Origin of the sequence: Pseudoalteromonas sp. NJ631 (assembly GCF_000276645.1) — a bacterium.
Lineage (GTDB): Bacteria > Pseudomonadota > Gammaproteobacteria > Enterobacterales > Alteromonadaceae > Pseudoalteromonas > Pseudoalteromonas piscicida.
Genome location: NZ_AKXJ01000032.1, coordinates 1 through 2,748 on the forward strand (window position 1 = coordinate 1; position 2,748 = coordinate 2,748).

Here is a 2,748-nt window from a genome sequence, read left to right on the forward strand (position 1 = left end):
TGATAGATAACGTAAAGTTATTTATCGAGTTTTCGAAAGAAAATGCCGATTAATCGTTTTAATGATTAATTAGCGTCTACTTTAGTATTCAATATTAACTTCTGGCGAAGTTAAACTGTCTTTGACGATACAAACCATTTTGGGTTGTATGGTTAAGTGACTAAGCGTACACGGTGGATGCCTTGGCAGTTGGAGGCGATGAAGGACGTACTAACTTGCGATAAGCCTAGTCAAGCCAGGAAGAGGCGCTTGAGACTACGTTTTCCGAATGGGGAAACCCACCTGCTTGCAGGTATCGTTAACTGAATACATAGGTTAACGAGGCGAACGCGGAGAACTGAAACATCTAAGTACCCGTAGGAAAAGAAATCAACCGAGATTCCGAAAGTAGCGGCGAGCGAAATCGGACCAGCCCTTAAGCTTTAGTGTAGTTAGTGGAACATGCTGGAAAGCATGACGAAACAGGGTGATAGTCCCGTACACAAAAACTTATCTAAAGTGAAATCGAGTAGGTCGGAGCACGTGAAACTTTGACTGAATATGGGGGGACCATCCTCCAAGGCTAAATACTCCCAACTGACCGATAGTGAACCAGTACCGTGAGGGAAAGGCGAAAAGAACCCCTGTGAGGGGAGTGAAATAGAACCTGAAACCGTGTACGTACAAGCAGTAGGAGCCTACTTGTTGGGTGACTGCGTACCTTTTGTATAATGGGTCAGCGACTTATATTCTGTAGCGAGGTTAACCATTTAGGGGAGCCGTAGCGAAAGCGAGTCTTAACTGGGCGCTTAAGTTGCAGGGTATAGACCCGAAACCCGGTGATCTAGCCATGGGCAGGTTGAAGGTTGAGTAACATCAACTGGAGGACCGAACCCACTAACGTTGAAAAGTTAGGGGATGACCTGTGGCTAGGAGTGAAAGGCTAATCAAACCGGGAGATAGCTGGTTCTCCCCGAAATCTATTTAGGTAGAGCCTCGGACGAATACTTACGGGGGTAGAGCACTGTTAAGGCTAGGGGGTCATCCCGACTTACCAACCCTTTGCAAACTCCGAATACCGTAAAGTAATATCCGGGAGACACACGGCGGGTGCTAACGTCCGTCGTGGAGAGGGAAACAACCCAGACCGTCAGCTAAGGTCCCAAAGTGTATGTTAAGTGGGAAACGATGTGGGAAGGCTAAAACAGCTAGGAGGTTGGCTTAGAAGCAGCCACCCTTTAAAGAAAGCGTAATAGCTCACTAGTCGAGTCGGCCTGCGCGGAAGATGTAACGGGGCTAAACATACCACCGAAGCTACGGCTGCAGACTTTGTCTGCGGGGTAGGGGAGCGTTCTGTAAGTGGCTGAAGGTGTGCCGGGAGGCATGCTGGAACTTTGTTCGCGGGGTAGGGGAGCGTTCTGTAAGTGGCTGAAGGTGTGCCGGGAGGCATGCTGGACATATCAGAAGTGCGAATGCTGACATGAGTAACGACAAGAGGAGTGAAAAACTCCTCCGCCGGAAGACCAAGGGTTCCTATCCCATGTTAATCAGGGTAGGGTGAGTCGACCCCTAAGGCGAGGCTGAAGAGCGTAGTCGATGGGAAACGGGTTAATATTCCCGTACTCGGTATGAATGCGATGGGGGGACGGAGCAGGCTAGGCAAGCATGGCGTTGGTTGTCCATGTGAAAGGCTGTAGGCTGGTGACTTAGGAAAATCCGGGTTGCTAAGGCTGAGAGTCGAGACGAGCCACTAAGGTGGTGAAGTTGTTGATGCCCTACTTCCAGGAAAAGCCTCTAAGCTTCAGTTCATACTGAATCGTACCCTAAACCGACACAGGTGGTCAGGTAGAGAATACTAAGGCGCTTGAGAGAACTCGGGTGAAGGAACTAGGCAAAATTGTACCGTAACTTCGGGAGAAGGTACGCTCTTGTTTGTGAAGGACTTGCTCTGTAAGCAAACGAGAGCCGCAGTGACCAGGTGGCTGGGACTGTTTATTAAAAACACAGCACTGTGCAAAATCGTAAGATGACGTATACGGTGTGACACCTGCCCGGTGCCGGAAGGTTAATTGATGGGGTTAGCTTAGGCGAAGCTCTTGATCGAAGCCCCGGTAAACGGCGGCCGTAACTATAACGGTCCTAAGGTAGCGAAATTCCTTGTCGGGTAAGTTCCGACCTGCACGAATGGTGTAACCATGGCCACGCTGTCTCCACCCGAGACTCAGTGAAATTGAAATCGCAGTGAAGATGCTGTGTACCCGCGGCTAGACGGAAAGACCCCGTGAACCTTTACTACAGCTTGGCACTGAACATTGACCCTACATGTGTAGGATAGGTGGGAGGCTTTGAAGCAGAGACGCTAGTTTCTGTGGAGCCGACCTTGAAATACCACCCTTGTAGTGTTGATGTTCTAACTTAGGCCCCTGAATCGGGGTTGAGGACAGTGCCTGGTGGGTAGTTTGACTGGGGCGGTCTCCTCCCAAAGAGTAACGGAGGAGCACGAAGGTTTGCTAAGTACGGTCGGACATCGTACGGTTAGTGTAATGGTAGAAGCAAGCTTAACTGCGAGACAGACACGTCGAGCAGGTACGAAAGTAGGTCATAGTGATCCGGTGGTTCTGAATGGAAGGGCCATCGCTCAACGGATAAAAGGTACTCCGGGGATAACAGGCTGATACCGCCCAAGAGTTCATATCGACGGCGGTGTTTGGCACCTCGATGTCGGCTCATCACATCCTGGGGCTGAAGTCGGTCCCAAGGGTATGGCTG

At 50.1% G+C, this 2,748-nt stretch carries 1 rRNA gene; it reads left to right on the top strand.

The annotated features are described in order from the left end of the window. Positions 1 to 150: 150 nt before the first annotated feature. Positions 151 to 2,748 (top strand): 23S ribosomal RNA (locus A587_RS0123640); the annotation flags it as partial.